Consider the following 24912-nt stretch of genomic DNA (forward strand, 5'->3'; position numbering starts at 1 on the left):
CGGCACGCGGGCGCCCTGACAACGAGCCGCCGGTGCACGAAGGGGCCCAGGGTGGGATGCTGTCCCATGGCAAAAACCCCGCCGCGCTCAGAAGCGGACGGGGATGACGGTTCGGCTGTGTGAAAATACCAGTCGGCCTATAAGCCGGGTTCTGTGCACCAGCTTGCGCTGGGCGGCGACCATTCCTCTGGGACGCCGCTCGCGCGGCGCCTCTAGCAACCCACCCGAACGACCGGCCCGGAGAGGGCTGGCGGTTTCCCGCCGCGTCGTTCCTATTCGGTCTTGCTCCCGGTGGGGTTTGCCCTGCCGCCCCTGTTGCCAGCGGCGCGGTGGGCTCTTACCCCACCGTTTCACCCTTACCTCCCATGGGATCGACACCCGGCGGGAAACCCGCCCGGTGCCGCATGGAAGGCGGTCTGTTCTCTGTGGCACTGTCCCTGGGGTCGCCCCCGCCGGACGTTATCCGGCACCGTTTCTCCGTGGAGCCCGGACTTTCCTCCCTCGCCGTCTTTCGACACGTGACGAGAGCGGCCGCCCAGCCGACTGGTGCCCGCGGTGTCGCCCGCCAGGCCGGCCAAGTCAACCGCAGCCGGTCTCAGTGCGGGCTTGTGTGCCCCTGCTAGATCGATGCGAGGACGACCTTGACCTTCTCGCAATAGCGGGCGGAGGTCGGGTTCATGCGCTTGGAATAATGGCCGGCATTGTACTTGAGGATCGTGCCGCAGAGCGTTCCGCCGCCGCGGCGCTCGGCGCCGGCGAGATACTTCATGCCGTATTTGATGTTGACGGCCGGGTTGTAGAGCGCGTTGGCGTCGCCTTCGAAGCCCATGTCGCGGGCCGTGGCGGGCTTGATCTGCATCAGGCCGATCTCGCCGGCGCGGCCGGTCACGTCGATGCGGTAGTTGCTCTCCACCGAGACGATGGCATGGGCGAGTTCCACGGGAACGCCGGCCGCCTTGGCCTCGCGCTCGATGATGTCGGCGAAGGGCCGGCTGCGAAGGCTCGCCGTCTCGGACGCGTTCTGCATCGGGGCAGGATCGGCCGCGTCGGAGGCGGCGGGCTTTCCCATGGGTGCGAGGGAGGTGGAGGAGGCGGTGTCGGCGGCGGCCCCGGAAATCTGGGCAAGCGAAATCGTCACGGCGCAAGCCATGGCAGGCAGTCGTCTCATTTCAGTCCTAGCGGATTGTCGGCACGCCCGCTCTACGCGCCGGCTGCCGTCCCCAGTTCAGCCGCAAGATCCGCAGCGGCGATGACGAGAGGGGTTTTGCCCGCGAAATTCACCGCGAATGTGGTCGTGCGGTAACGGAACATTAAAAGCTGAAACAAAACGAGTTCGAGGCTGGCGGGAACCTTGTGCCCCGCAGCATATTCAGAAGCTCTTGAGCAGCGCATGTAGGGTGGCGACGGTCGCGGCATCCGCCACCCCGTCGATGCGCGATGGCCGAAACCGGCGCTGGAAGGCGATGGTGGCGAGACGCGTGTGTGCCGTGAAAAGTCCATCGACATCAATGGTATAGCCGACCATTCCTAGCATGGACTGATAGGCTGCTACCGGCTCGCCACGGTCGCCCTGCGACAAAAACCGGCCACTGCGCAAGTTCGATGGCGGAACCCAACGCCCGACGCCGGCCCGGAAAAGTTGATCCCAGGGAAAGAGTTCGCCGGGATCTTCCTTCCTCGCTGGCGCGATATCGGAATGCGCCACGATGTTGGCGGCCGGAATCTGCCAGCGATCGACACAATCGCGACACAATCGAACGACCGAGGCGATCTGCTCGGGAGGGAATGGACGGTAGCCGTGCTCATGGCCGGGATTGACGATCTCGATGCCGATCGAGCGCGAGTTGACGTCGCCGTGCCCTGCCCAGTTCGACACACCCGCATGCCAGGCGCGGCGCGCCTCGGGCACGAGTTGCACGACGCTGCCGTCCTCGTCGACGACGTAGTGAGCCGAGACCTCGGCGGCGGGATCGGTCAGCCGTTCGAGTGCTGCCGCGGCACTGACCATGCCGGTGTAGTGGAGGACGAGCATGTCCGGGCGTTCCACGCCCACGCGCTCGCCCTGGTTGGGCGAGGCAAGGATTCGATCAACGAGCCTCGTGTTGGGCGTCACGTGACCGCCAGCTTGCCGACGGTCTCCCACGCGGCGTTGATCGCCTTCATTCGCTCGGTCGCAATCGCCATGAACTCGCTGGGCACGCCGCGCGCGACCAGCCGGTCCGGATGGTTCTCGCGCACCAGCGCGATGTAGTGCTTGCGGATCGTTTCCGGCGAATCGGTCGGCTCGACGCCGAGCACGGCATAGGCTCCGGCTTCCCCGCCCGAGATGTGGCGCGCCTTCAGCCGGTCGAACTGGCGGGCGCTCAAGCCGAAGAGCTGCGAGACGCGTTCGAGGAAGGCGAGTTCGCGCTCGTGCACGAAGCCGTCGGCGCCCGCGATGTGGAAGAGGCCGTCGAGCACATCGACGAGCAGCGCGCACTCGCCCTCGCCGCTCTGGCAGAGACCCCGCATCTTCAGCGCGTAGCTCTCGAAGCCGGCCGTGTCCTGCTTGGCGAGGTCGTAGAGCCGGAAGACGTTGCGCACCTCATCGGGCGGGATCTGGAAAATACGCCGAAAGGCGGAGATCTCGTCCTGGCTCACCACCCCGTCGGCCTTCGCCATCTTGGCCGAGAGGGCGATCATCGCCACCGAGAACGCGACGCGGCGGCGCGTTTCCGCGTCGCCGGAGAAGCTCGACCGGATCCGCTCGACGATCGCCTCGATGGTGGAGAGGCCGCTCGACGCGAGATCGCGCAGCAGCTGGCCAAGGCTGGAGAAGATCGACATGGGGTCCATTCCCATTCGCGACTCTTGCGTCGCACGCTTCTTCTACTGCGTTGCCGTGCTCTCCGAAAGCGGACGAAGCGGATGACGGTGCGTTTCCGCCGCCGGCCGATGGTCAAAACGAAAGAACCCGCAGCGACGGCTGCGGGTTCTCGGGTGCGCTTCGGCGATGCGAAGGGAGAATCAGTTGGCCGGCGCGGTGGTCCCGGTGGTGCCGGTCGCGGGCGTCGTGGTGGTCGTCGTGCCCATCGTTCCCGTGGTGCCCGTTGCGGGCGTGGTGGTGGTGGTCGCGGGCGCGGTGGTCGTCGTGGTCGCAGCCGGCGTCGAGGACGAGTTGTCCGAGCAGGCGGAGAGCGCCAGGAGGGCAGCGGCGCCGAGAGCGAAAGTGAACGTCTTCATGATAAGTGGTTCCTTGGTTCAAGGGTCGTCCCGGCGTTCAACGGGCGGATCGCCGATTGGTTCGCTTAATTCGCCATCACGCATCATTTCCTCCGGTCACGCTTCGGCCATCACGTCGCGGTGTGACGTGCCGACGGCCCAGCTTCGCGAAAGCTGCCGCCGCGAGGGTCGCGAACGGCCGACGGAGGAACGGGAATGCTGGCACGACGACTGGGCGCAGGCACGATGCGGCGCGTCCCGAGAGGCCGAGCGGCGCTGCTCGCGACCGTCTCAGCGGCGCTTCTGACCATTGCCGGCTGCCAGAGCGCCTCGCTCGACGCAGGTGATCTCGGCCTCACCAACATCTCGGGAACACGGCCCGACCATTATCCCGTGCACGGCATCGACGTGTCCAAGTACCAGGGCGAGATCGACTGGCAGGCCGCGCGCCGAGGCGGTGTCGCCTTCGCCTATCTCAAGTCGACCGAGGGCGGCGACCGGGTCGATTCGTCCTTCGCCCGCAACTGGAAGGACGCGCATGCGGCCAACGTGCCGCGCGGCGCCTACCATTTCTTCTACTGGTGCCGGCCGGGCATCGAGCAGGCGCGCTGGTTCATCTCCAACGTGCCGAAGGACCGCGACGCCCTGCCCCCGGTGATCGACGTCGAGTGGACGCCGGATTCGCCGACCTGCACCCGCCGCCCGCCGCGCGACGAGATGGTGCGCGAGATGAGCGCCTTCATGGACGCGCTGGAACGCCATTACGGCGTGCGCCCCATCGTCTACGCGCCGATCGACATCCATCGCGACCGCCTCGTCGGCACCTTCCCGCAGCACCAGTTCTGGCTGCGCGGCGTGAAGGACCATCCCGACGTCAACTATTCCGGACGCGACTTCCGCTTCTGGCAGTGGACGGCGACGGGCACCGTGCCGGGGGTCAAGGGCGAGGTCGACCGCAACGCCTTTTCCGGTAGCCGGGACGACTGGAAGCGCTGGCTCGAAGCGCACCGCGCGCCGTCTTGACGCCTCCGCTTCTTCAAAGCGCCGCTTTTGCCGGGTTGAGCATGCGCCATACCCCATCCTCGCGAGGTTTTCCGCCATCATGACCGCCCATCCCCTGCGTCTTGCCCTTCTGTCCGCCGTGCTTCTCTCCGGCGTGGGTGCGGCCGCCGCGCAGGCGCCCCAGTGCGGCGGCGACTTCGGCCAGTTCCTCCAGGGCGTGCGCGCGGAAGCCGCCGCCAAGGGCATGTCGGCCCGCGCCATCGACGCCTCCCTCGCCAACGTGAACCAGGATCAGAAGGTGCTGGCGCGCGACCGCGGCCAGGCCGTGTTCCAGCAGGCCTGGAGCCAGTTCCAGGGCCGCATGGTCAACAAGGACAGGCTGGCGCGCGGCCGGGCCAACCTCGAAAAATACGCCTCCACCTTCCGTCAGGTCGAAGCGCAGACCGGCGTGCCCGGCGCGGTGATCGCCTCGTTCTGGGGCCTCGAGACCGACTACGGCGCGGTGCTCGGCGACTTCGATACGCTAAGCGCGCTGGCGACGCTCGCGCATGACTGCCGCCGGCCCGAGATCTTCCGCCCGCACCTTCTCTCGGCCATCGAGCTGGTCGATCGCGGCTACCTGCGGCCCGACCAGATGAAGGGCGCCTGGGCCGGCGAGCTCGGCCAGACGCAGATGCTGCCCGAAGACTACGTCGCCTTCGGCACCGACCAAGACGGCAACGGGCAGATCAACCTCCTGACCGACGTGCCGGACGTCTTGATGACCACCGGCAAGTTCATCGAATCCATGGGCTGGCGCCGGGGCGAGCCCTGGCTGGAGGCGATCCGCATTCCCGCCGCCTTCCCGTTCGACAGGGCGGCGCTCGTCAACAAGGAGCCGCGCTCGGAGTTCGCGCGTCTCGGCGTCACCAAGTCCGACGGCTCGCCCCTGGAGCGCGACGGCATGATGGCCTCCATCATCCTGCCGCAAGGCAAGGGCGGCCCCGCCTTCCTCGCCTTCCCCAATTTCGACATCTACCTGCAGTGGAACAACTCGCTGACCTACTCGCTCACCGCCGGCTATTTCGGCACGCGGCTGGACGGCGGCCCGGCGGTGGACATGGGCAATCCGCAGCCCGGCCTCGACGGCGACGGCATGAAGAGCCTGCAGCAGAAGCTGGCGGCCAAGGGCTACGACGTCGGCAAGATCGACGGCATCCTCGGCGCCAACACCCGCGCCGCCGTGCGCGAGGAGCAGCTGAAGATGGGCGTCGCGGCCGATGGCTGGCCCACGGCGACCTTCGCCGCCGCGCTCCGCTAAAGCAGCGCTCGGCGCCTCGCCTTCGCCGGTTGGTCCGGCGGAGGCTCGCTCAGGGCTCAAAGCACACTGCGGATCGCGAAGGACGAGTTGATCCGCACCACGCCCGGCAGGCGCGACAGCACCTCCTTGTGGATGCGCTCGTAGTCGCCCGCCCCGCTCGCGTCCAGCCGCAGCAGATAGTCCTCCTCGCCGGTCATCAGATAGCACTCGCGGATCTCGGGATGCCGGCGCACCTCGGCCTCGAAGCGGTTGAGCACGTCCTCGGTCTGGCGCTCCAGGCCGATGCGCACGATCACCACGTGCCCCTCCCCGGCACCCGGTCCCGCGGTGATCGTGGTGTAGCCGCGGATCACGCCCGTCTCCTCCAGCCGCTGTACGCGGCGAAGGCAGGCCGAGGCCGACAGGCCCGCCGTCTCGGCCAGCGCCACGTTGGTGATGCGGGCGTTGCGCCGCAGCGCGGCCAGAATGCTGCGATCGATCCGGTCGAGACGCTCGGTCATTCCTGCAGCCTTTCGAAGATCGTTGCGTGTGACTGCCGAGAACCGCACGTTCTGCGGCGCTTCGCCAGTACATGCGACGATCCTTCGGCCATCATCACCGTCTCGTGCAAGCGTGCGACGTTGCCTCCGGCTGGAGTTCCCCATGAAGATCGCAGTCCTCGGCAGCGGCGTCATCGGCGTCACCTCCGCTTGGTATTTGGCACAAGCCGGCCACGAGGTGGTGGTGATCGACCGGCAGACGGGGCCGGCGCTGGAAACGAGTTTCGCCAATGCCGGCGAGGTCTCCTTCGGCTACTGCTCGCCCTGGGCGGCGCCGGGCATCCCACGCAAGGCGCTGAAATGGCTGTTCATGGAGCATGCGCCGCTGATCCTGCGGCCCAAGCTCGACGCGGCGATGCTCTCCTGGATGGCGCAGATGCTCGCCAACTGCACGAGCCGACGATACGCCGTAAACAAGAGCCGCATGCTGCGCCTCGCCGACTACAGCCGCACGGCGCTGGCAGAGCTGCGCCGCGACACGAACATCGTCTACGACCAGCGCATGCAGGGCACGCTGCAGCTCTTCCGCACGCAAGCCCAACTCGACGCCTCCGCCAAGGACGTGAAGGCGCTCGCCGCGGACGGCATTCCCTACGAGGTGCTCGACCGCGATGGCTGCATCCGCGTCGAGCCGGCGCTCGCCGCGGCGCGCGACAAGATCGTCGGCGGGCTGCTGACGCCGAAGGACGAAACCGGCGACTGCTTCAAGTTCACCAACGCGCTGGCCGAGATGGCCGAACACCGCGGCGTGCGCTTCGCCTACGGGCGCACGATCCGGCGCATCGTGACCGAGGCCGGGCGCGCCGTCGGCGTCGAGACCGACGCAGGGGTCGAGCGTGCCGACGTCGTGGTGGTGGCGCTCGGCAGCCATTCGCCAGCGCTGGTGCGCCCGCTCGGCATTCGCCTGCCGGTCTATCCGGTGAAGGGCTATTCGATGACGATCCCGATCGTCGATGCGGCGCGCGCGCCCGAATCGACGGTCATGGACGAGACCTACAAGATCGCGATCACCCGCCTCGGCGATCGCATCCGGGTCGGCGGCATGGCCGAGATCTCCGGTTACGACCGCACGCTGCACGAGGCCCGCCGCCGCACCCTCGAGCATTCCGTGACCGATCTCTTTCCCGGCGGCGATCTCGCCCGCGCCAGCTTCTGGTCGGGGTTGCGGCCGATGACGCCGGACGGCACGCCGGTGATCGGCGCGACGAAGGTGGCCGGCCTCTTCCTCAACACCGGACACGGCACGCTCGGCTGGACCATGAGCTGTGGATCGGGTCGCCTGCTGGCCGATCTCGTCGGCGGCCGGCCGGCCGAGATCGACGCGCGCGATCTCGCGGTGGCGCGCTACGCCCGCTGACGCCGCGCGGAGGCCGCCGTCAGGCGCACCATAAGCCTCGAACAACGAAGGCCCCAATCCATCGGATCGGGGCCTTCGCATGTTGGACAAGTAGGAAGATCGCCGCTTACTGCGCGGCCTGCGCGGTCTTCGTGTTTTCCAGCCGCTCACGCACGAGGGTGCGCAGGCTTTCCAGATCCTTGGCGAAGGAGCGGATGCCCTCGGCGAGCTTCTCAGTCGCCATCGCGTCGTCGTTCATCGCCCAGCGGAAACTCTTCTCGTCGAGCTTGATCGGCTCGACCTTCTGCGCCGTCTCCGGCGAGAGCTTGCGCTCCAGCGTTCCCTGGTCCTCGGCGAGTTCCTTGAGGAGCGCAGGCGAAATCGTCAGCCGGTCGCAACCGGCCAGCGCCTCGATCTCGCCCGTGTTGCGGAACGAGGCGCCCATGACCACGGTCTTGATGCCGTTCGACTTGTAGTAGTCGTAGATCGCCCGCACCGAATGGACGCCGGGATCGGTCTCGGCCGTGTAGGTCTTGCCGGTGGACTTGGCGTGCCAGTCCATGATGCGGCCGACGAAGGGCGAGATCAGGAACACGCCGGCTTCGGCGCAGGCGATGGCCTGCGTCTTGTTGAAGATCAACGTCAGATTGCAGTCGATCCCCTCCTTCTGAAGGATCTCCGCGGCGCGGATGCCCTCCCAGGTCGAGGCGAGCTTGATGAGGATGCGCTCGCGTCCGACGCCGCGCTCCTCATAATCGGCGATGATCCGGCGACCCCGGTTGACGGAGGCCTCGACGTCGAAGGACAGGTCGGCGTCGACCTCCGTCGAGACTCGGCCGGGCACGATCGCGGCGAGCGCCGAGCCGACCGAGACGGCGAGGCGATCGGCGACGGCGTTGACGACCTTCTCGCCGGTGCCGCCCTGCGCCGCGCCCCAGTGCAGCGCCTCGTCGATCGCGTCGGAGAAGGCGTCCGACCCGATCGCCTTCAACACGAGCGTCGGATTGGTGGTGCAGTCCACCGGCTTGAGCGCACGAACGGCCTCGATGTCGCCGGTGTCGGCGACGACCGTCGTCATCTCGCGGAGTTGGTCGAGCTTGGATGCCATGATCGCTGCGCCTTCCTGATGGTCGCGTCGCGGATCTTCGGGTCCAGCCCGCGCCGCCGCGCACGAGTCGCGTTTCTGGCTCTTATATAGGCGCTCTGCCCGGCACTCAAAAGCACAACGCGCCTTTCCGAAGGGCAGGATCGTGAAAAAACCCTCCCGGACATCGCGCCGGACGGGATCGGATCGTCCGGCGCGGGCGGGATCAGGCGGCGTTGGCCGCTTCCATCGGCGCGTCTTCCATGGCGCGCATGTAGACGTCGAGCAGCGTGTCGTGCTCGTCGCGCTCGTCCTGGTCCTGCTTGCGCAGCTTGATGATCTCGCGGATGATCTTCACGTCGAACCCCTCGCCCTTGGCCTCCGCGAAGATTTCCTTCTTGCCTTCCGACAGTTCCTGGATCTCGAGTTCGACCTGCTCGATGCGCTCCACGAACGAGCGGATGCGACCGCCTGCGATACCGACCGTGTCCGACATGGTGTCTCCTTTCAGACCTTGCGGCCGCATGATTGCCGCGTCCGGTTAGGAGCGCGTTAACGACGCGCGGTTCGAGCGCCCGATGACAGGGTGTTCCAATGACGGAAACCTCTCTGGCCTGGAGCGTTGTCCCTTCCGAACCCACAACGGGAGTGATCGCATGTCGAACATCGAGCCCAACATCATCGACCCCGCCAAGGGCCCGCCCGTCCCGCCGCCCGACTCCAATCCCGATCTGCCGGGCTACCTCCCCGGCGGGCCGGACGAGGTCCGCGAGCCCGCGTCGGACGTGCCGCCGATCGAGCCTGATCCGGAAGAAGGCGTGCGCCGCGTACCCGACGACATCGAGCGCCTGTGACGACGCCGATCGGGTCGCGGCTGCCAATCGCAGGGGAACGTTCCGAGAGGGGCGGGATTGTCCTGGCAACCGAACGAGCCGCGGCCTTTGCCGCGAAGATCGGATCAGGAGACGAACCATGAAGATGATTCTTGCAGCTGCTGCCTTCACGATGATCGCCGGCGCCGCATCGGCGCAGACCACGACGACCACCACCGCTCCCTCGAACGATTCGTCGGTCATGTCCGGGTCGTCGACGATGAACAACAACGACGCGGCACTGCCGGGCGGAAGCGAAGCCAAGCCGACGACGGCAGCGCCGGTCGTGCGTCCCGAATCGACGGGCGGTGGCGCCTCCAGCCAGCCAACGTCGAGCTCGCCGTCCACCACCGAGCCGGCCAGCGAGTCGACCCCGTCGGGCGGTGTCGTGCCGGGCCAGACCCCCGAGTAAGCTGACGCCGACATCCGGTGATGCAAGCCCCCCGTTCGACGCAGGTCGGGCGGGGGTTTTCGTTTGTCGGCTTTGATGCTGCGATCGGAGTGTCTGACCCTGCAGAGGCAACGCGACCTTCCTATATCGACGCGATGAGCCATCCCGACGCCCCCTCCCCCCGCGTGACCGGCGACACCGAAGCTGCGCCGCCCCGGTTCCGGGATCTCGAAACCTGGAACCGAGGCGATCTTCTCGCCGCGCTTCTCGACGGGCAGGCGGTCAGTCTCGCCGCCGTACGAGCCACCCTGCCCGCGCTGGAGGCGGCGGTGGAAGCCGCTTCGGCACGGCTCGCCGCGTCGGGCGAGGCGCGCCTCGTCTATGCCGGGGCGGGAACGTCGGGTCGCCTCGCGATGCTGGACGGCGTCGAACTCGGACCGACCTTTGGCTGGCCGTTCGAGCGAATGGCCTTCCTGCTGGCCGGCGGCTCACAGAGCGTCGCCCGCGCGCAGGAGGGCGCCGAAGACGACCGCGCCGCCGCCAACCGCGCGCTGGACGATACCGCCGTCGGGCCGGCCGACGTCGTCGTCGCGCTGGCGGCGAGCGGCCGAACGCCCTTCACTTGTGAGGTGGTGGCGCAGGCGCGGCGTCGCGGCGCGCTGACCATCGCGATGGCCAACAATCCCGAGACGCCGCTTCTCGCCGGCGCCGAACACGCCATCCTGCTCGAAACCGGCGTGGAAGTGCTGGCAGGCTCGACGCGCATGGCGGCCGGCACGGCGCAGAAGATCGCGCTCAACCTCTTGTCGACCGCCGTCATGGTGTCGCTCGGCAAGGTGTTTCGCGGGCGCATGGTCGACATGCGCCCGACCAACGAGAAGCTGCGCCGACGCGCCGCGCGCATGATCGCGGACGTCACCGGCTGCGACGAGGCAACGGCGACGGCTTCGCTCACTGCCTGCGGCGACGACATCCGTGCGGCGATCCTGCACGTCGAGGGAGACTCGAACGGCGCGAGCGACTGAGCTTCAGGACCAGCCGAAGAGCTGCGCCACCCGGCGCCGCAGAAGGCGGCGGCGTTGCAGCCGCTGCCGATGGCGCTGAAGATCGCGCGACACCTGCTCGACGCGGCGACCAGCGTCGGCGCCGAGGCCGATCACCAGCGTTCCCAGCGCCATGCGGCCATGCCACAGACGGTTGACGACGCGATGATCGGGCATCGCGCAGCTGTCGACGCGTTCGATGGCGGGATCGGCGATCATCGCCTCGCTCGCCAGCGCCGTCACCAGACTGCCGGGGCCGGCGTTGCGATGGGTTTCGTCGAAGGCGGTCTTCCAGGCCACCGCCTGCCCTTCGCTGACGAGCACCACGAGGCTGGCGACGGGCTGCAATGCGACCCGCAGCGTGTAGATGCGCACGCGCCCCTGCGCGCTGAGGCCGTGCACGGCTTCGCGGGCGAAGGCCACCCGGTGCCGGTCGTCGATGAGCGCCGAGCGCCCGCGCCCCTTCCAGCCGGAAACTTCGAGGGTCAAAAACTCCTCGAAGGCCGTGAGGGTCTCGTCCGGCGACGCCGCGACCTCGAAGGCGACGGGACCGACGGCGGCGAGACGGCGCAGCCGGCGGCGATGGTCGCGAAGCCGCTTCGCGCCGAGCGCGTCGCGCAGGAACGCGGCGGGCGCCCCCGTGGCGTCGAGGACGGCGCGCTCGCTGCGATCGCTGACCGCGACCGACAGGCCATGCGTCGCGGCGGCGCGCAGCATCACCTGCGCCATCTCGCCGTCGAGCGCGAGATCGGGCAGCACGAGCACGTCGGGCAGCGCAAGCTCCGGCTCGCGCATGGCGGCGAAGAGGCTGGCGGCGGTTTCCGTGGGGTCGTCGCGATCGAGCGGCAGCGTGCCGAGGCGGCCGAACGGATGCGTCCAGGCGCGCAACACCGGCCGGCCGCCGAAGCGCCCGGTGCCCTCCACCGAAAACGGCATGAGAAAGCGCAGGCGCGAGCGCCCTTCCCCCTCGTCGCTCGCCACCATCAGGCGGATCGTGCGCTCGTCGAGCCGCGGCATGGCCGGCACGAGAAAACGCGGCGCGAAGAAGACGTTGCTCTCCACCGAGCGCCGGGTCAGGAATTCCAGCTCGTCGATCAGGTCGAAGGCGGCATGCGCCTCGTAGATGCGGGTGCGCCGGATGTCCGGCACGCGTTCGACCGCACGAGGCCAGGGCGAGGCGAGATCGATCGGCGGCGCATCGACGACGCGGCCGGATGCGGCTTCGACATGCGCCGGCGTCGAATCGATCGATATGGCCAGAACCAACTCATTCCCCATTCGCTCGTCCGGCCCATTCGCTCGCCCGGTCGTGACCGTGGCCGAACCTTCAGGAGATGAACGATAAGGTCTGCAGGTTAAGGGAGTCTGTGCTCAGCCCTTGAAACCGCCGGCGTCGAGGAACGCGGTCTCCTCGGCGGACGACGTGCGGCCCAGGATCGCGTTGCGATGCGGAAACCGGCCGAAGCGCTGGACGATGTCGCGGTGCTCCACCGCGAAGGACACGTTTTCCTCGCCGATCTCCTCCATCCAGCGCACGCAGGCCTCCTGATCCTCGAGGTCCTCCGAATGCATCAGCGGCATCGCGAAGAACTGGTTCACGTCCTCGCCGACATGATAGTGGTCGCCGCGCGCGAGCGCCGCCTTGGCGATCGACAGCGCGGCCGCATCGGTGGCGAAGGCGCGGGTCTCGCCGCGAAACATGTTGCGGGGAAACTGGTCGAGCAACAACACGAGCGCCAGGGAACCGTTCGGATCCTGCGCCCACGCATCGAACTCACCCAGCGCGGCGCGCTCGTGGAGATCGCCGAAGCGCTGGCGGATGGTGTCGTCGAGCGCCTCGTCCTTCACGAACCAGCCCTCCGGCCCGAGATCGCGCCAGAAATCGACGATGGTTTGCGGATCCGTGGAATAGTCGCTCATGACACCGCTTGGGGAAGGGAGGAATCGGAAGATGGAGAAGACCGCGAGCGGCGAAGATAGGATGGCCGGCGATCCGGAAAAAGGCGTCGCGGCCGACGCGCTCGATCTTCGCGGCCTGAAATGCCCGCTGCCGGCGATGTGGACCGAGCGGGCGCTGGCGGAGCGGCGGCCCGGCGCCCGGTTGACGGTGACCGCCGACGACCCGCTGGCCCGCCTCGACATCGCCCATCTCTGCGCCGTCGGCGGCCACGAGACCCTCGAGGTCGAAGCGCTCGGCGGCACCGCCGTTCGCTTCGTCATCCGCCGCGGGCCGGACGCCTGAACCCGGTCAGAAGCCCCGCGAGGCGAGCGCCAGGGGGTTGTCGAGAAGCGCCGCTCGGTCGGGCGCGTCGCTGACCGGCGTTCCCGTGAAGGCGGCGAAGAGATCGCGCACCAGCGTCTCGTCCAGTCCGTCGCCGATCAGCACCAGCCGCGAGCCGCGCGCGACGCCCTCTGGCCAGGCGGGCAGCCGCACGGGCGGATGCAGGTAGGTGCGCACGCCGTGCAGCACGAGCGGGCGCGCCTCGTCCTCGCGCAGGCGCACCACCGCCTTCATGCGCAGGAGGCTCGAACCCTGCCGATCGCGCAGGAGGTCGAGAAACGCCTCGATGTCGGCGAGCGCGATCGGCGCCTCGTGCTGCAGAGAAAACGAGCCGACGCCGCCATGCGCGTGGCCGTGCGCATGCCCGTGTCCGTCGTGCGAGCCGGCATGATGGTGATGGGCATGGTCGTGCGTGCAGGACAGATCCTCGCCGAGCCAGCGCGAGAGGTCGGCCTGCCGGGTCCGCGCGTCCACCAGCCCGCAGCCGAACAGGGCGTCCGGCCCGACCTCCGCCACCGCGAGCACGGGCGCGCGCGGGTTGAGCCGCGCGATCAGCGCCCGCAACTCCGCCGTCTCGGGTTCGAGATCGGCCTTCGTCACCACGATCCGGTCGGCGCAGGCGACCTGCCGGCGCGCCTCGTTGCGTTCGCGCAGCGTCGCCACACCTGTCGCGGCATCGACCAGCGTCACCACGGCATCGAGCGAGAAGTGCTGCACGAGCACGGGATGGGCCATGAGCGAGGCGAGGATCGGGGTGGGATCGGCGAGCCCGGTGGTCTCGATCACCACGCGCCGCAGCGCCGCGAGGCGACCGGTCTGCACTCGGTCCACGAGATCGGCCAGCGTGTCGACGAGGTCGCCGCGCACCGTGCAGCAGATGCAGCCGTCGGACAGCTCGATCACGCCCTCGCCGCCGGTCTCGACGAGGAGATGGTCGATGCCGACCTCGCCGAACTCGTTGACGATGACCGCGGTGTCGCGCACCGAGGGATCGCGCAGCAGGCGGTTGAGCAGCGTCGTCTTGCCGCTGCCGAGAAACCCGGTCAGCACGGTCACGGGAACCGGCACCATCGGGGGCATCAGGGCGTCGCCTGCGTGGGGCGAAGCTCGCTGCCGAGTTCGGCGCCGGCCGGCGCGCTCTCGTTGCTCGCTGCGGCGCTGGCCGGCGCCTCGGCCGGCGGCCCGCCGGGCTCGCCCGGCCGGGCGGGCCGGGCCGTGGGCAGCGGAATGCCGTAGGCGGCGATGAGTGAGACGTTCGGCTCGATGTCGCCGCGCCCCGCCGCACCGCCGAGCGAGACGGGAACGGCAGCGGGCGGGCGATCGAGTTCGCTCATGTAGGGCGAGCCGAACGTCTCCTCGCGCTTGTCCTCGGTCTCGCGCTCGTTCGCCCGCGCCGTGCGCCCGGCCGGCGAGCAGATCTCCGCGCTGACGTCGGCGGGCGGTCCGGCGGAGGGCGGCAGGTCGGTCACCACGTCGCGGATCGAGCGCGGGTTGGTGTTGAAGCCGTTCTCGATCACCTCGGCGGCGGCGCGCTCGCGCACGATCGGCCCCTCGGCGCCCAGCACCACGGCCACGATGGTGCGCCCGTCGCGCGTGGCGGAGGCCACGAGATTGAAGCCCGACGCGCAGATATAGCCGGTCTTCATGCCGTCGGCGCCGCGATAGCGCCCGAGCAGCCCGTTGCCGTTCTTCATGATCCCCTGCCCCACCACGATCGCCTCGGTGGAGAAATAGTCGGCATAGGTCGGAAACTCGCGGCGGATCGCGGTGCCGAGAATCGCAAGATCCTTGGCGCTCGAATATTGCCCGTCCTGCGGCAGACCGTTGGGATTGACGAAATGCGTGTCGAGCATCTGCAACGCCGCGGCGTCGGCATTCATCCGGCCGACGAAGGTTTCGAGCGAGCCGTCGCCGAGGGTCTGCGCGATGGCGTAGGCGACGTCGTTGGCCGACTTCACCAGCATCATGCGCAGCGCCATGTCGAGCCGCATCACCGAGCCGGGCTTGTAGCCCATCTTCGAGGGCGCCTGCGCGGTGGCGGCGCGCGTCATCACCACGGGCGTGTCCGGCGCGACCTCGCCCGCCTGCAGCGCCTTCAGCGTGACATAGGCGGTCATCAGCTTGGTGGTGGACGCCGGATACCAGCGCTGGGTGGCGTTGTGCTGCGACAGGACCTTGCCCGTCGCCACGTCCACCGCGATCGTGTTGAGGGCGCTGGCCGGCGTTGCCACCGCCAGGAGACCGAACAGGATGAGACCCCGCGCCATGAGGCTGCGGACCCGGGCATCGCGGCGCGTCGTCGTCATGAGGTCTCCGTCGAGGGGCGACGGGTCGACGCCCTTCGCGCGAGCAGACATAACAAGTGCGTTCAGAAGAATCGACCGGTCCGCCGGTCGGACGGATCGCTCGCCATGCTATCAAGCGTCCGTTTACCGCCATTTCAAGGCATCGACCGGAAACGCCCATGCCCGTCCACGACCGCATCGCCGCAGACGCCACTGAAATCGCCGGTTGGCGACGAGAGCTGCATCGCCGACCGGAGATTCTCTACGAGGTTCACGACACGGCCGCCTTCGTGGCGGAGAAGCTCCGCGCGTTCGGCTGCGACGAGGTGGCGACGGGGATCGGGCGCACCGGCGTGGTGGGCGTGGTGCACGGCCGGGGCGGCGCGGGCGGACGGATGATCGGCCTTCGCGCCGACATGGACGCCCTGCCGATCGAGGAGGAGACCGGCGTGCCTCACGCCTCGCAGAGGCCGGGCGCGATGCATGCCTGCGGCCATGACGGGCACATGGCGATGCTGCTCGGCGCCGCGCGCACGCTCGCCCGCACCCGGCAGTTCGACGGCAGCGTCGCCTTCGTGTTCCAGCCGGCCGAGGAAGGCGGCGCGGGGGCGCGCACGATGATCGAGGACGGGCTGTTCGAGCGCTTCGCGATCGAGGAGGTCTACGGGATGCACAACATTCCCGGCATGCCGGTCGGCTCGTTCGGCATCGGCGACGGCGCGATGATGGCGGCGACCGACGAGTTCTCGATCACGCTGCGCGGGCGGGGCGGCCACGCCGCCATCCCTCAGCAGTCGCGCGACCCGATCCTCGCCGGCGCCACGCTCGTGCAGGCGCTGCAGCAGATCGTCTCGCGCAATGCCGATCCGCTGGATTCGCTGGTGGTCTCGGTCACCCAGTTCCACGCGGGCTTCGCGCACAACGTCATTCCCGGCGAGGCGTTGGTCTCGGGCACCGTGCGCTCGCTTCGGGCCGAGACGCGGGCGCTCGCCGAGCGGCGCCTGCGCGAGATCGCCGACGGCATCGGAGCGATCCACGGCCTGACGGCCGAGATGGCGTACATGCCGAACTATCCGGTGACGCGCAACGACACGGCGCGGGCGCGCTTCTGCGGCGACGTCGCCGCGCTCGTCGCGGGCGAGGCGCAGGTGAACCGCACGGTCGCCCCGCTGATGGGCGGCGAGGACTTCTCGTTCATGCTGGAGCAGCGGCCCGGCGCGTTCATCTTCATCGGAAACGGGCCGAGCGCCGGGCTCCACCATCCCGCCTACGACTTCGACGACGAGGCCATCGTCTTCGGCTCGTCTTACTGGGTGGAGATCGCCCAGCGCGCGCTCTCGGGCTGACGCGAGCGTCGGCGCAAACGAAGGCCGTGGTGTCCAGAGACGCTCCGGGCACCGCGGTTCATCTGGGACTCAGCGCCCCGCGTCGGGATCGAGCGCGTCGATGAGCATGCGCAGGCGATGGCGAACCTCGACGTCCTGGATGCGCCCCAGCGCCATCGAGGACTGGAGGGTCTCGCGACTCGCCATCGGCTCGTTGGCCTCGCCGTCGGTCTCGCTCTCGCTCAACCCGTCGAAGAAGAAGGTGGGGCTGGTGTCGAAGATCTGCGCGATCCGATAGAGCGACGCCGCGCTGATGCGATTGGCACCGGTCTCGTATTTCTGGATCTGCTGGTAGGTGACGCCGATGCGCCGACCGAGCTCTTCCAGTGACAACCGCTTGGCTGTCCGGATCAGCCGTAGACGGCTGCCGACATGCACATCGATTGGATCACGCACTGCCTTCACCACTGTTACTCCAAACATATTCAACAAGTATTTTAGCGTTTACGACGTCAATTTCAACACGAAAGCGTACCAATATTACGTCGAAACGCGCGGCTTCTTGATAGCCAAATCCCATTGGTTCATGGCTTTTCCGCGTCACGGCATCGCTTGCCAACTCCCCAAATCAGTGTCGCCAAAACTGACATGCGTCAAATCACAAGAAAGCGTGATGAGCCGGAGTCTTGAAAGCTCTTCACGTGCGTAAGTTAGCCTTTCGGAAGTGGCGAGTGGCTCGGCCGGGGGGCTGAGGCCACACTTCTACCGTCTATCCGCGACGTCCCGGGTCGCCAACAGCCGGAGCCCGACGATCGCGAGCCAGGTCGAGATCCACACTGGGTTGTTGCGCGAGAACAGGAAGCTTTCCAGCATCGCGTTCAGGAGCGAGAAGGCCAGCACCATGAGGAAGAAGTCGCCGAGGCGGACTTCCTCCCTGCCCCGGCCGATCCGCAGGAAGTCTCGGAACGGAAGCACCACGATCACCGCCACCGCGCAGGCGAGCCCCGGCCAACCAAGCGCGATCGCGACGTCGAGAAAGCCGTTATGGGCGTTGACGATACCGCGCGGATCCCAGCTGAGCTCCATCGAGATCTCCGCGCCCTTCACCACCGGCGTCGCCCAGAAGGATTCGAAGCCGAGCCCGGTCCAGCCACGATCGCCGAGCACGCCGATCGCGAATCGCCAGAGGTCGAGGCGCCCGGTGAAGGTGGTGCCGGGCAGGATCCACTGCAGCCCGTCGTAGAGCACGGGCGAGATCGCCGCGCCGAGCGTCAGCAGCGCCATCGCCGCCAGGAGAACCGCGAGCGCCGCGACGGGCAGGATGCGGCCGCCGAACATGCGGCCGAAGGTGACGAGGACGGCGACGGCCGGCAGCAGCGCGGCGGTGGTCTTCGACCCCGTCTGGATCGCGAAGATCGCCGCCAGCACGGCGATGGCGCCGCCGACGAGACGCCAGCGGCAGCGCAGGAGGTAGAGCCCGGCGAAGAACAGCGTCGCCATCACCGGGCCGGCCATGTTCTTGTGCGGATAGACGCCACGCCAGAGCCCGGCATGTGCCGCCTCCGGCCCGCTGGCGTCGTGGATCGCGGCGCCCGGCAGGGCGACGATGCCGCCGTAGCAGAGGCCGAGCACGGCGAGCGCCGCGCCCGCCAGCACGAGGCGGAAGGCGGCGACGCTCGGCGTCAGGCAGAGCACCGCGGTGGCGCTCGTCATGGCGGCGAGCGCGAAGAGGACGGCCCGCAGCGACGCGTCGGGCGTGGGCGAATGCGCCGCGGACTGCACGAGCACCAGCGCCATTACGATCCAGACCGGCGAAGCCAGCGCCCGCAGCGCCGGGCGCGGCGTCGCCGTCAGCAGCACGAGACCGCCGACGAGCGCGAGGAGGCCGTAGCCGAGCTGATTGACGGGGCTGCCCGAGGTCGCCCCTTCCACGAACTTGGTCTGGAAGGGCTGCATCGTCACCCAGAGGCAGGAGAGCATCAGGGTCGCGAGCGCCGTTCGCCCGAGATCGCTCAGCGCCCGGGGCGATGCGACGATTTCGGGCGTGCGGTCGAGGGCGAAGGACGACGGCGTCGTCGATGTCATGGTCTGGCCCTCGTCCCGCTGCGACGCGGCGACGCCACGCGCCCGGCGAGAATGGCGGAACGGCCTGAACCTTTTCTTAAGACGCCGCTGCCGCGCGCCTGGACCGGCATTGGCACCTCGACTCCCGGCCGCGGGCCTTGCGGGCGTGATCATTCCGCCCGAGAATGACGTCACGAACAATCATCGCTTGGCGCATGACCTCGCCGCCTGACAAGAAGAGGTCGACGATCGGGACCGCGGCCGTGCGGGTCCGAGCCAGACGCCCCCGAGCCAGACGCCGCGGAGACACGAGATGACATCGACCGCCCCTGTCGGATCCGACGAGATCCGCAGCCTCTTCTCCCGCGCCATGTCCGAGATGTACCGCGCCGAGGTGCCGCAATACGGCACGTTGATGTCGCTCGTGGCCGAGGTGAACGAGGCGACGCTCGAAGCCGGGCCCGACCTCGCCGAGCAGTTGCGCCGGGCGGGTGAACTCGGCCGCCTCTCCGACGAGCGCCACGGGGCGATCCGCCTCGGCACAGCGGCCGAGCTCGCCACGATCGCCCGCCTCTTCGCGGTGATGGGCATGGCGCCGGTCGGCTATTACGATCTCTCCGTCGCCGGCATTCCCGTGCATTCCACCGCCTTCCGGCCGCTGGGCGACGCGGCGCTGGCGGCCAACCCGTTCCGGGTCTTCACCTCGCTGCTGCGGCTCGATCTCGTCGCCGACGAGGCGCTGCGGGCAGAAGCGGCCGCGATCCTCTCGCGCCGCGCGATCTTCACGCCCGGTGCGATCGAACTGATCGAGACCGCGGAGCGTCAGGGCGGACTGACGCGACCCCAGGCCGAACGTTTCGTGCGCGAGGCGCTGGAGACCTTCCGCTGGCATTCCGAGGCCACCGTCGACCGCGAGACCTACGAGCGACTCGCGAGCGCGCATCGCCTGGTCGCCGACGTCGTGTGCTTCAAGGGCCCGCACATCAACCACCTGACCCCACGCACGCTCGACATCGAGGCCGTGCAGCGCGCCATGCCCGAGCGCGGCATCGAGCCGAAGGCGGTGATCGAAGGCCCGCCCGAGCGGCGCTGCCCGGTGCTCCTACGCCAGACCAGTTTCAAGGCGCTGGAAGAGCCGATCCGCTTCCTGGGCGAAGGCGCGGCCGAAGCCGGCCGTCATTCGGCGCGCTTCGGCGAGATCGAGCAGCGCGGCGTGGCGCTGACGCCCGAAGGGCGGGCGATCTACGATGCGCTTCTGTCCGGCGTTCGCGGCGAGGTGCGGGTGGACGCCGGCGGCGGCGGCGCAAGCGACTATGCCGGCGAACTCGCCGCGCGCTTCCACGCCCTGCCGGACGACTGGAACGAACTGCGCGGGGGCGGTCTCGCCTTCTTCCGCTACGCCGCGACCCCGGCGGGCCTCGCCGCCGCCACCCGAGACGGGACGGTGGCCCCGCTGGAGGATCTCGTCGCCGCCGGTCACGTCGCCTTCGATCCCATCGTCTACGAGGATTTCCTGCCCGTTTCGGCCGCCGGCATCTTCCAGTCCAATCTCGGATCGGACGCACAGGCGAACGCCGCCGGCAGCGGCAATCGGGCGGTGTTCGAGGCCGCGCTCGGGCAGCCCGTACACGACGAGATCGCGCTCTACGCCGCCGCGCAAGCCACCTCGATCGAGCGCGCGCTCGCCGCGCTAAGCGCCGCCCCGCGCCGCGCCGTCGCATGAAGCGGCCGGCCCTCGCGCGCGCCCGCCCATGCTGAACGATCCAAGATCCCATGGCCTGTGGGAGCGCACGGCGCCGCCCGCGCCGCAGACGCAGGCTCTCGAAGGCGACCGCGTCGCCTCCGTCGTTGTGGTGGGCGCCGGGTTCACCGGCTGCTCGGCGGCGCTGCACCTCGCCGAGGCCGGCGTCGACGTGGCATTGATCGAAGGCGCCGAGATCGGCTTCGGCGGCTCGGGCCGCAATGTCGGGCTGGTCAATGCCGGGCTCTGGATCCTGCCCGACGACGTGCCGGCCGCGCTCGGCGAGGTCCATGGCGAGCGGCTGCTGACCCTCCTCGGCGACGCCCCGCACCTCGTGTTCGAGCTCGTGGAGCGCCACGCCATCGCCTGCGAGCCCGTGCGATCGGGCACGCTGCACTGCGCGGTGGGCGAGACGGGCGTCGAGGAGATCGCCGAGCGCGCCCGGCAATGGCAGCGCCGCGGCGCCGACGTCGAGTTGCTGGATGCCGACGACGCGCGGCGCCGCATCGGCTCGCCCGCCTATCGCGGGGCGCTTCTCGACCGGCGCGCCGGCACCATCCAGCCGCTCGCCTACGTGCGCGGTCTGGCGAGCGCCGCACAGAAGGCTGGGGCTGCGATCTTCACCGGCAGCCCGGTCGGCGCGGTCTCGAAGGCGGGTGCGCGCTGGCGCGTCGAGACGCCGCGTGGCTCCGTCACGGCCGATTGGATCGTCGTCGCGACCAACGCCTACACGAAAGCGCCGTGGCCGGAGATCCGCGAGGAGATCGTCCACCTCCCCTATTTCAACATCGCCACCCGGCCGCTCTCCTCCAATCTCGCGGCAACGATCCTGCCGGAGCGCCAGGGCTGCTGGGACACCAAGGACGTCCTCTCCTCCTTCCGCTTCGACAAGGCGGGGCGCCTCGTGATCGGCAGCGTCGGCGCGCTGCGGGGCGGCGGCGCGGCGATCCATCGCCGCTGGGCGCGGGCGAGCCTCGCGCGTCTGTTTCCGCAGCTCGGCGAAATCGCATTCGAGGCCGAGTGGTATGGGCAAATCGGCATGACCGCCGATTCCGCGCCGCGTTTCCATCGCCTCGCCGAGCGCGTGATATCCTTCAGCGGCTACAACGGGCGCGGCATCGCGCCCGGAACCGCCTTCGGGCGCCTCGCGGCCGAATACGTGCTCGGCCGGCTCGCGGAAGACGACCTGCCCCTGCCTGTGACCGCCGCGGTGCCGCAGCGCTTCCGCGCCGCACGCGCCGCCGGCTACGAGGTCGGTGCCGCCCTCGCCCATCTCTCGTCCCGCATCTGATCCGTCCGGCGCCCCGCCGCGCCTATCCGAACCGCTTCCGGAGTTCCGCCATGACCCTTCACCATACCCCGACCTCGGCCGACGGCCTCGTGGGCGAGACCGCCGCGATCCTCGCCGCGTTCGGGATTGCTCCCGAGGCCCTCCAGAGCGGCGATCTCGCGGTGCGCTCCCCCCTCACCGGCGAGACGCTGGCGCATCTTCCCACCGCCGGCGCGCAGGCCGCCCAGGGCGCCGTCGAGGTCGCGCACGCCGCGTTCCTGCAATGGCGGGTGGTGCCCGCGCCCAAACGCGGCGAACTCGTGCGGCTGCTCGGCGAGGAGCTGCGGACCCACAAGGCGGCGCTCGGGCGGCTCGTCTCGATCGAGGTCGGCAAGGTGCCCTCCGAAGGGCTCGGCGAAGTGCAGGAGATGATCGACATCTGCGACTTCGCGGTGGGCCTGTCGCGCCAGCTCTACGGGCTGACCATCGCCACCGAGCGCGGCGAGCACCGGATGATGGAGAGCTGGCATCCGCTCGGCCCCGTGGCGATCATCTCGGCCTTCAACTTCCCCGTCGCGGTCTGGTCGTGGAACGCCGCGCTGGCGCTCATCTGCGGCAATTCCTGCCTGTGGAAGCCCTCCGAGAAGACGCCGCTGACGGCGCTGGCGACGCAGGCGCTCTTCGAGCGCGCGCTCGCGCGCTACCGGGCGGAGGGCGGCGAGGCGCCGGACGGGCTCTCGCAGCTTCTCGTGGGCGGCCGCGATCTCGGCGAGGCGCTGGTCGATCACCCGCGCGTGGCGCTGGTCTCGGCCACCGGCTCCACCGCCATGGGCCGCGCGGTCGGCCCGCGCGTCGCCGCGCGCTTCGGCCGCTCGCTCTTGGAGCTCGGCGGCAACAACGCCGCGATCGTCTGCCCCTCCGCCGATCTCGACCTGACGCTGCGCGGCGTCGCCTTCGCGGCGATGGGCACCGCCGGCCAGCGCTGCACCACGCTGCGCCGCCTCTTCGTGCACGACGCCGTCTACGACGCGCTCGTGCCGCGCCTCGCCGCCGCCTACGCCTCGGTGTCCGTCGGCAACCCGCTGGCGGGGAACCATCTCGTCGGCCCGTTGATCGACGCGACGGCCTTCGAGGGCATGAGCCGGGCGCTGGACGAGGCGCGCGCGAGCGGTGGAACGGTGCTGGCCGGCGGCGAGCGTGTCGCGGTGGAGGGCGCCGACGAGGCGTTCTACGCCCGGCCGGCCCTCGTCGCGATGCCCGGACAGGACGGGCCGGTGCGCCACGAGACCTTCGCGCCCATCCTCTACGTCATCCGCATCCGCGATCTCGACGAGGCGATCGCGCTGCAGAACGACGTGCCGCAGGGCCTCTCCTCGTCGATCTTCACCAACGACCTGCGCGAGGCCGAGACCTTCCTCTCGGCGCGCGGCTCCGACTGCGGCATCGCCAACGTCAACATCGGGCCCTCCGGCGCCGAGATCGGCGGGGCCTTCGGCGGCGAGAAGGAGACCGGCGGCGGGCGCGAGAGCGGCTCCGACGCGTGGCGCGCCTACATGCGCCGCGCCACCAACACGATCAACTATGGGCGCACCCTGCCGCTGGCGCAGGGCGTGACGTTCGACGTCGGCTGACGGCATCGGGGGCGGCTCGCGATGCTCATCCCCCGGCGGTTCCTGCCCGCGATCGGTCTGCTCACGGCCTTCGAGGCCGCCGCGCGCACCGCGAGCTTCACCGCCGCGGCGCGCGAGCTGTCGCTGACGCAGAGCGCCGTCAGCCGGCAGATCCGCGCGCTGGAGGAGCAGATCGGCGTCGTGCTGTTCCACCGCGAGCGCCAGACAGTGCGCCTGACACCGGCGGGCGAGGCCTATGCGCGCGACATCCGCGACGCGCTGCGGCGCATCGCGGCGGCCTCGCTCAACCTGCGGGCCAACCCGCAAGGGGGCACGCTGAACCTCGCGATCCTGCCGACCTTCGGCACGCGCTGGCTGGCGCCGCGCCTGCCCGGCTTCCTCGCCGCCCATCCCGAGATGCGCGTCAATCTCGCGACGCGCCTCGTGGAGTTCGACTTTCGCCTCGACACGATGGACGCCGCCCTGCATTTCGGCGCGCCGGACTGGCCGGGCGCCCATCACCTGCGCCTCGCCGGCGAGACGGTGATGCCGATGGCGAGCCCCGACTTTCTCGCGCGATACGAGGCGATCGGCGATCCGCGTGCGCTGATGCGCCTGCCCCTGCTGCACGTCACCTCGCGGCCCGACGCCTGGGAGTTCTGGCTCGAGGCGAACGACGCGCCGTCCGACGGCGTCACCGGCATGCTGTTCGACCAGTTCGCGACGGTGGCGGAGGCGGCGGTCGCCGGGCTCGGCGTGGCGCTGCTGCCGCTCTTCCTGTTCGAGCGCGAGATCGCGGCGGGATCGCTGGTGCCCGCCCTCGCCCGGCCGATCCGCTCGCGCGGGCATTATCACCTCGTGTGGCCGGGCGAGCGCGACGCCTACCCGCCGCTCGCCGCCTTTCGCGAGTGGATCGCCGCCGAGACCGCGCCCCTGCGCACCGAGGATCGCGGTGGCTGAACGCGCCTTCAGTCCGGCAGCGAGACCGTCGCCCGCCCGCCGGTGAGATCGGCGATCCGCCGGACGATCTCGTCCGCCTCGGCCATGGGCAGCGCGAGGGTCAGCACCGCACCGGCCGGTCCGAAGGTCTCGGCCTCGACGGCGAGACCGGGAATGCCCGCGAGCCGCGCCTTCAAGAGCGCCAGATCGGCGAAGGGACAATCGACGAGCGCAGCACGCGTCGGCGTGACCACGCGCTTGCGCGCAGCCCGAAGGCAGGCCGCGGCCGTGCCGCCATAGGCGCGCACGAGACCGCCGCCGCCGAGGAGGATGCCGCCGAACCAGCGTGTCACCACCACGGCCGTGCCGTCGAGATCCTGCCCGTCGATCGCCTGCAGGATGGGCTTGCCCGCGGTGCCGCTCGGCTCGCCGTCGTCGCTGAACCGGTAGCGGGGCCCGATCCGCCAGGCCCAGCAATTGTGGGTCGCGTCGCGGTCGGAGCGCGCGTCCACGAAGGCCTTCGCCACCCCCTCGTCGGCCACGGGCGCGGCATGGGCCAGAAAGCGGCTGCGCCGGATCTCCTGCGCGAACGAGGCGGCGCTCTCCAGCGTCAGCACGCCGCGTTCTCG

General features: G+C 69.6%; 26 protein-coding genes, 1 other RNA gene and 1 pseudogene. 13 read left to right on the forward strand and 15 right to left on the reverse strand.

Going from position 1 to position 24912, the window contains the following annotated elements; genetic code table 11:
- Positions 1–124 precede the first annotated feature (124 nt).
- Together rnpB and GGR04_RS15815 are read right to left on the reverse strand one after the other, a co-directional pair.
- An RNA gene (gene rnpB / locus GGR04_RS15810) (RNase P RNA component class A) lies at positions 125–547 on the reverse strand.
- A 72-nt stretch (positions 548–619) separates the two neighbouring features.
- Positions 620–1138, reverse strand: coding sequence for a lytic transglycosylase domain-containing protein (locus GGR04_RS15815; RefSeq protein ID WP_312857471.1), 519 nt, complete (start codon positions 1136–1138; stop codon positions 620–622).
- Between the two features lie 148 nt (positions 1139–1286).
- On the opposite strand from GGR04_RS15815, the pseudogene GGR04_RS24580 reads away from it, so the two are divergent.
- Positions 1287–1448: pseudogene (locus tag GGR04_RS24580) on the forward strand (hypothetical protein); the annotation flags it as partial.
- On the opposite strand, the gene GGR04_RS15820 reads toward GGR04_RS24580, so the two are convergent.
- The 3 genes from GGR04_RS15820 to GGR04_RS15830 form a co-directional block, all read right to left on the reverse strand.
- Complete coding sequence (locus GGR04_RS15820; RefSeq protein WP_312857472.1) at positions 1370–2113, reverse strand: peptidoglycan recognition protein family protein; 744 nt, start codon at positions 2111–2113, stop codon at positions 1370–1372. The pseudogene GGR04_RS24580 and the gene GGR04_RS15820 overlap by 79 nt on opposite strands.
- On the reverse strand, positions 2110–2826 hold the full coding sequence (locus GGR04_RS15825; RefSeq protein ID WP_183200892.1) for a J domain-containing protein: 717 nt from the start codon (positions 2824–2826) through the stop codon (positions 2110–2112). The genes GGR04_RS15820 and GGR04_RS15825 overlap by 4 nt, the downstream gene beginning before the upstream one ends.
- Before the next feature lie 180 nt (positions 2827–3006).
- A complete protein-coding gene (locus tag GGR04_RS15830) occupies positions 3007–3222 on the reverse strand; it encodes a hypothetical protein (RefSeq protein WP_183200893.1) in 216 nt (71 codons plus the stop codon).
- Between the two features lie 195 nt (positions 3223–3417).
- Here GGR04_RS15830 and GGR04_RS15835 point away from each other — a divergent pair, with 195 nt between their 5' ends.
- The gene (locus tag GGR04_RS15835; protein WP_246393202.1) at positions 3418–4224 is read left to right on the forward strand and encodes a glycoside hydrolase family 25 protein; all 807 of its coding nucleotides are present in this window, start codon (positions 3418–3420) and stop codon (positions 4222–4224) included.
- Positions 4225–4303: 79 nt separating this feature from the next.
- The gene (locus tag GGR04_RS15840; protein ID WP_183200894.1) at positions 4304–5503 is read left to right on the forward strand and encodes a lytic murein transglycosylase; all 1200 of its coding nucleotides are present in this window, start codon (positions 4304–4306) and stop codon (positions 5501–5503) included.
- A 56-nt stretch (positions 5504–5559) separates the two neighbouring features.
- Here the strand turns inward: GGR04_RS15840 and GGR04_RS15845 are convergent, their stop codons facing one another.
- Complete coding sequence (locus tag GGR04_RS15845; protein ID WP_183200895.1) at positions 5560–6003, reverse strand: Lrp/AsnC family transcriptional regulator; 444 nt, start codon at positions 6001–6003, stop codon at positions 5560–5562.
- A 142-nt stretch (positions 6004–6145) separates the two neighbouring features.
- Between GGR04_RS15845 and GGR04_RS15850 the strand changes: the two genes are divergently transcribed.
- Entirely contained in the window at positions 6146–7399 is a 1254-nt protein-coding gene (locus GGR04_RS15850; RefSeq protein WP_183200896.1) for a D-amino acid dehydrogenase, read from the forward strand.
- A 106-nt stretch (positions 7400–7505) separates the two neighbouring features.
- Here GGR04_RS15850 and tal read toward each other — a convergent pair whose 3' ends face one another.
- Both tal and GGR04_RS15860 read right to left on the reverse strand, forming a co-directional pair.
- On the reverse strand, positions 7506–8486 hold the full coding sequence (tal, locus tag GGR04_RS15855) for a transaldolase (RefSeq protein ID WP_183200897.1): 981 nt from the start codon (positions 8484–8486) through the stop codon (positions 7506–7508).
- Positions 8487–8688: 202 nt separating this feature from the next.
- Positions 8689–8958 carry a DUF2312 domain-containing protein gene (locus GGR04_RS15860; protein ID WP_183200898.1) on the reverse strand — a complete coding sequence of 90 codons (270 nt, stop codon included), beginning with the start codon at positions 8956–8958 and terminating at the stop codon, positions 8689–8691.
- A gap of 160 nt (positions 8959–9118) precedes the next feature.
- Between GGR04_RS15860 and GGR04_RS15865 the strand changes: the two genes are divergently transcribed.
- From GGR04_RS15865 to GGR04_RS15875, 3 genes are all read left to right on the forward strand, one after another.
- Complete coding sequence (locus GGR04_RS15865; RefSeq protein WP_183200899.1) at positions 9119–9316, forward strand: hypothetical protein; 198 nt, start codon at positions 9119–9121, stop codon at positions 9314–9316.
- A 118-nt stretch (positions 9317–9434) separates the two neighbouring features.
- Positions 9435–9746 carry a hypothetical protein gene (locus GGR04_RS15870; RefSeq protein WP_183200900.1) on the forward strand — a complete coding sequence of 104 codons (312 nt, stop codon included), beginning with the start codon at positions 9435–9437 and terminating at the stop codon, positions 9744–9746.
- A 134-nt stretch (positions 9747–9880) separates the two neighbouring features.
- On the forward strand, positions 9881–10750 hold the full coding sequence (locus tag GGR04_RS15875; RefSeq protein WP_183200901.1) for an N-acetylmuramic acid 6-phosphate etherase: 870 nt from the start codon (positions 9881–9883) through the stop codon (positions 10748–10750).
- Between the two features lie 3 nt (positions 10751–10753).
- On the opposite strand, the gene GGR04_RS15880 is transcribed toward GGR04_RS15875, so the two are convergent.
- The gene (locus tag GGR04_RS15880) at positions 10754–12034 is read right to left on the reverse strand and encodes a GNAT family N-acetyltransferase (RefSeq protein ID WP_183200902.1); all 1281 of its coding nucleotides are present in this window, start codon (positions 12032–12034) and stop codon (positions 10754–10756) included.
- Positions 12035–12139: 105 nt separating this feature from the next.
- Positions 12140–12688: a DUF924 family protein gene (locus tag GGR04_RS15885; RefSeq protein ID WP_183200903.1), complete on the reverse strand. Its 549-nt coding sequence runs from the start codon at positions 12686–12688 to the stop codon at positions 12140–12142.
- Positions 12689–12719: 31 nt separating this feature from the next.
- Here GGR04_RS15885 and GGR04_RS15890 point away from each other — a divergent pair, with 31 nt between their 5' ends.
- A complete protein-coding gene (locus tag GGR04_RS15890) occupies positions 12720–13010 on the forward strand; it encodes a sulfurtransferase TusA family protein (RefSeq protein WP_376769866.1) in 291 nt (96 codons plus the stop codon).
- Positions 13011–13016: 6 nt separating this feature from the next.
- Here the strand turns inward: GGR04_RS15890 and GGR04_RS15895 are convergent, their stop codons facing one another.
- A complete protein-coding gene (locus GGR04_RS15895; RefSeq protein WP_246393205.1) occupies positions 13017–14129 on the reverse strand; it encodes a CobW family GTP-binding protein in 1113 nt (370 codons plus the stop codon).
- Positions 14129–15355, reverse strand: a complete 1227-nt coding sequence (locus GGR04_RS15900; protein WP_246393207.1) for a D-alanyl-D-alanine carboxypeptidase family protein — start codon at positions 15353–15355, stop codon at positions 14129–14131. The genes GGR04_RS15895 and GGR04_RS15900 overlap by 1 nt, the downstream gene beginning before the upstream one ends.
- Before the next feature lie 158 nt (positions 15356–15513).
- On the opposite strand from GGR04_RS15900, the gene GGR04_RS15905 reads away from it, so the two are divergent.
- Positions 15514–16680, forward strand: coding sequence for a M20 aminoacylase family protein (locus GGR04_RS15905; RefSeq protein WP_183200904.1), 1167 nt, complete (start codon positions 15514–15516; stop codon positions 16678–16680).
- 69 nt (positions 16681–16749) lie between these two features.
- Here the strand turns inward: GGR04_RS15905 and GGR04_RS15910 are convergent, their stop codons facing one another.
- Both GGR04_RS15910 and GGR04_RS15915 read right to left on the reverse strand, forming a co-directional pair.
- On the reverse strand, positions 16750–17115 hold the full coding sequence (locus GGR04_RS15910; protein WP_210291825.1) for a helix-turn-helix domain-containing protein: 366 nt from the start codon (positions 17113–17115) through the stop codon (positions 16750–16752).
- A 306-nt stretch (positions 17116–17421) separates the two neighbouring features.
- The gene (locus GGR04_RS15915; protein ID WP_183200905.1) at positions 17422–18744 is read right to left on the reverse strand and encodes an O-antigen ligase family protein; all 1323 of its coding nucleotides are present in this window, start codon (positions 18742–18744) and stop codon (positions 17422–17424) included.
- Between the two features lie 292 nt (positions 18745–19036).
- Here GGR04_RS15915 and hglS point away from each other — a divergent pair, with 292 nt between their 5' ends.
- Genes hglS through GGR04_RS15935 form a run of 4 tightly spaced genes read left to right on the forward strand, consistent with a single transcriptional unit; the run spans position 19037 to position 24304 of the window.
- Positions 19037–20446: a 2-oxoadipate dioxygenase/decarboxylase HglS gene (hglS, locus tag GGR04_RS15920; RefSeq protein ID WP_183200906.1), complete on the forward strand. Its 1410-nt coding sequence runs from the start codon at positions 19037–19039 to the stop codon at positions 20444–20446.
- A gap of 28 nt (positions 20447–20474) precedes the next feature.
- Entirely contained in the window at positions 20475–21755 is a 1281-nt protein-coding gene (locus GGR04_RS15925; protein ID WP_183200907.1) for an NAD(P)/FAD-dependent oxidoreductase, read from the forward strand.
- Positions 21756–21805: 50 nt separating this feature from the next.
- Positions 21806–23365: an L-piperidine-6-carboxylate dehydrogenase gene (gene amaB, locus GGR04_RS15930; RefSeq protein WP_183200908.1), complete on the forward strand. Its 1560-nt coding sequence runs from the start codon at positions 21806–21808 to the stop codon at positions 23363–23365.
- A gap of 21 nt (positions 23366–23386) precedes the next feature.
- Entirely contained in the window at positions 23387–24304 is a 918-nt protein-coding gene (locus GGR04_RS15935) for a LysR substrate-binding domain-containing protein (protein WP_183200909.1), read from the forward strand.
- A gap of 8 nt (positions 24305–24312) precedes the next feature.
- Here GGR04_RS15935 and GGR04_RS15940 read toward each other — a convergent pair whose 3' ends face one another.
- Positions 24313–24900 carry an IMPACT family protein gene (locus GGR04_RS15940; RefSeq protein WP_183200910.1) on the reverse strand — a complete coding sequence of 196 codons (588 nt, stop codon included), beginning with the start codon at positions 24898–24900 and terminating at the stop codon, positions 24313–24315.
- Positions 24901–24912 lie beyond the last annotated feature (12 nt).

Origin of the sequence: Aureimonas pseudogalii, assembly GCF_014196835.1 — a bacterium.
GTDB classification, from domain to species: Bacteria; Pseudomonadota; Alphaproteobacteria; order Rhizobiales; family Rhizobiaceae; genus Aureimonas; species Aureimonas pseudogalii.

What these genes read in the sequence shown, in the direction of transcription:
- GGR04_RS15830 (WP_183200893.1), bottom strand. Translation starts at nt 3,222, where the DNA reads ATGAAGACGTTCACTTTCGCTCTCGGCGCCGCTGCCCTCCTGGCGCTC.
- GGR04_RS15900 (WP_246393207.1), bottom strand. Translation starts at nt 15,355, where the DNA reads ATGACGACGACGCGCCGCGATGCCCGGGTCCGCAGCCTCATGGCGCGG.
- GGR04_RS15890 (WP_376769866.1), top strand. Translation starts at nt 12,720, where the DNA reads ATGGAGAAGACCGCGAGCGGCGAAGATAGGATGGCCGGCGATCCGGAA.
- GGR04_RS15860 (WP_183200898.1), bottom strand. Translation starts at nt 8,958, where the DNA reads ATGTCGGACACGGTCGGTATCGCAGGCGGTCGCATCCGCTCGTTCGTG.
- tal (WP_183200897.1), bottom strand. Translation starts at nt 8,486, where the DNA reads ATGGCATCCAAGCTCGACCAACTCCGCGAGATGACGACGGTCGTCGCC.
- GGR04_RS15845 (WP_183200895.1), bottom strand. Translation starts at nt 6,003, where the DNA reads ATGACCGAGCGTCTCGACCGGATCGATCGCAGCATTCTGGCCGCGCTG.
- GGR04_RS15870 (WP_183200900.1), top strand. Translation starts at nt 9,435, where the DNA reads ATGAAGATGATTCTTGCAGCTGCTGCCTTCACGATGATCGCCGGCGCC.
- GGR04_RS15885 (WP_183200903.1), bottom strand. Translation starts at nt 12,688, where the DNA reads ATGAGCGACTATTCCACGGATCCGCAAACCATCGTCGATTTCTGGCGC.
- GGR04_RS15840 (WP_183200894.1), top strand. Translation starts at nt 4,304, where the DNA reads ATGACCGCCCATCCCCTGCGTCTTGCCCTTCTGTCCGCCGTGCTTCTC.
- GGR04_RS15875 (WP_183200901.1), top strand. Translation starts at nt 9,881, where the DNA reads ATGAGCCATCCCGACGCCCCCTCCCCCCGCGTGACCGGCGACACCGAA.
- hglS (WP_183200906.1), top strand. Translation starts at nt 19,037, where the DNA reads ATGACATCGACCGCCCCTGTCGGATCCGACGAGATCCGCAGCCTCTTC.
- amaB (WP_183200908.1), top strand. Translation starts at nt 21,806, where the DNA reads ATGACCCTTCACCATACCCCGACCTCGGCCGACGGCCTCGTGGGCGAG.
- GGR04_RS15935 (WP_183200909.1), top strand. Translation starts at nt 23,387, where the DNA reads ATGCTCATCCCCCGGCGGTTCCTGCCCGCGATCGGTCTGCTCACGGCC.
- GGR04_RS15925 (WP_183200907.1), top strand. Translation starts at nt 20,475, where the DNA reads ATGCTGAACGATCCAAGATCCCATGGCCTGTGGGAGCGCACGGCGCCG.
- GGR04_RS15835 (WP_246393202.1), top strand. Translation starts at nt 3,418, where the DNA reads ATGCTGGCACGACGACTGGGCGCAGGCACGATGCGGCGCGTCCCGAGA.
- GGR04_RS15865 (WP_183200899.1), top strand. Translation starts at nt 9,119, where the DNA reads ATGTCGAACATCGAGCCCAACATCATCGACCCCGCCAAGGGCCCGCCC.
- GGR04_RS15895 (WP_246393205.1), bottom strand. Translation starts at nt 14,129, where the DNA reads ATGCCCCCGATGGTGCCGGTTCCCGTGACCGTGCTGACCGGGTTTCTC.
- GGR04_RS15905 (WP_183200904.1), top strand. Translation starts at nt 15,514, where the DNA reads ATGCCCGTCCACGACCGCATCGCCGCAGACGCCACTGAAATCGCCGGT.
- GGR04_RS15850 (WP_183200896.1), top strand. Translation starts at nt 6,146, where the DNA reads ATGAAGATCGCAGTCCTCGGCAGCGGCGTCATCGGCGTCACCTCCGCT.
- GGR04_RS15915 (WP_183200905.1), bottom strand. Translation starts at nt 18,744, where the DNA reads ATGACATCGACGACGCCGTCGTCCTTCGCCCTCGACCGCACGCCCGAA.
- GGR04_RS15825 (WP_183200892.1), bottom strand. Translation starts at nt 2,826, where the DNA reads ATGTCGATCTTCTCCAGCCTTGGCCAGCTGCTGCGCGATCTCGCGTCG.